Source organism: Aeromonas sp. HMWF015, assembly GCF_963878965.1.
GTDB classification, from domain to species: Bacteria; Pseudomonadota; Gammaproteobacteria; order Enterobacterales; family Aeromonadaceae; genus Aeromonas; species Aeromonas veronii.
Window position 1 is genome coordinate 1 of sequence record NZ_CAWNZT010000169.1, and the last position, 1,646, is coordinate 1,646.

General features: G+C 55.4%; 1 protein-coding gene. It reads right to left on the reverse strand.

The features are described 5' to 3' along the window. The coding region (locus AACS18_RS08775; RefSeq protein WP_146184876.1) for an iron-containing alcohol dehydrogenase at positions 1-1,646 on the reverse strand (1,646 nt) is incomplete at both ends.

Sequence of the window (1,646 nt, forward strand, 5' to 3'; positions counted from 1 at the left end):
AGCCAGCGGATATTTCTGACCAGACACTTCATCGGTTACTACTGCAAACGGAGTGACTTCAGAGCCGGTACCGGAAGTGGTGGTGATACAGACCAGTTCGGCCTTCACGCCCATTTTCGGGAACTTGTAGATACGCTTGCGGATGTCCATGAAGCGCATGGCCAGATCTTCGAACGCAGTGTTCGGGTGCTCGTACATCACCCACATGATCTTGGCTGCATCCATCGGTGAACCACCGCCCAGCGCCAGGATAACGTCCGGTTTGAAGGAGTTGGCCATCTCGGCACCCTTGCGAACCACAGCCAGGGTCGGGTCAGCTTCTACTTCGTAGAACACTTCCACTTCCATATTCTGTGCTTTCAGCAGGCTGACCAGTTCATCGGCGTAGCCGTTGTTGAACAGGAAGCGGTCAGTTACGACCATGGCACGCTTTTTACCTTCCAAGTCGCTCAGAGCGATCGGCAGGGAACCACGACGGAAGTAGATGGATTTCGGAAGTTTGTGCCACAGCATGTTTTCTGCCCGTTTTGCGACTGTCTTCTTGTTGATCAGGTGCTTCGGACCCACGTTTTCGGAGATGGAGTTACCGCTCCAGGAGCCGCAACCCAGGGTCAGGGACGGAGCCATTGCGAAGTTGTACAGGTCACCGATACCGCCTTGGGTAGACGGAGTGTTGATCAGGATACGCGCGGTCTTCATCTTGTCGCCGAAGTACTTGATGCGGTCAGCGTTGCGGTCCTGGTCGGTGTACAGACCGGAGGTGTGGCCGATACCACCGATGTTGACCATGTCACAGGCCATATCAACGGCATTTTCGAAGCTGCTTGCACGGAACATACCGAGCAGCGGGGACAATTTCTCGTGAGCAAACTCATCTTCTGCACACAGCTTGACGCCTTCACCGATCAGGATCTTGGTATCAGCCGGTACAGTCACGCCTGCCATCTCGGCAATCTTGGTGGCTGGCTGGCCAACGATGTTGGCGTTCAGGGCACCGTTGATCAGGATGACTTTACGTACCTTGTCAGCATCTTCTTTGGAGAGCACGTGGCCCTTGTGGGATGCAAAGCGCTCTTTAACCTGGTCGTAGATGGCATCAACAACGATGACTGCCTGCTCGGAAGCACAGACCACACCGTTATCGAAAGTCTTGGACATCAGGATGGAGGCAACGGCGCGCTTCACGTCGGCGGTTTCGTCGATAACGATAGGTACGTTACCGGCACCCACACCGATAGCAGGCTTACCGGAGGAGTAGGCTGCTTTCACCATGCCCGGGCCACCGGTGGCCAGGATCAGGTTGATGTCTTCGTGCTTCATCAGGGCGTTGGAGAGCTCAACAGACGGTTGGTCGATCCAGCCGATGATGTCTTTCGGTGCACCGGCGGCAACAGCTGCATCCAGTACCAGCTTGGCAGCGGTATTGGTGGAGTTCTTGGCGCGGGGGTGCGGGGAGAAGATGATGGCGTTGCGGGTCTTGAGCGCGATCATGGATTTGAAGATCGCAGTGGAGGTCGGGTTGGTGGTCGGAACGATACCACAGATGATACCTACCGGCTCGGCGATGGTGATGGTACCCATCTGATCATCTTCGCTCAGAATGCCGCAGGTCTTCTCGTCTTTGTACTTGTTGTAGATGTATTCGG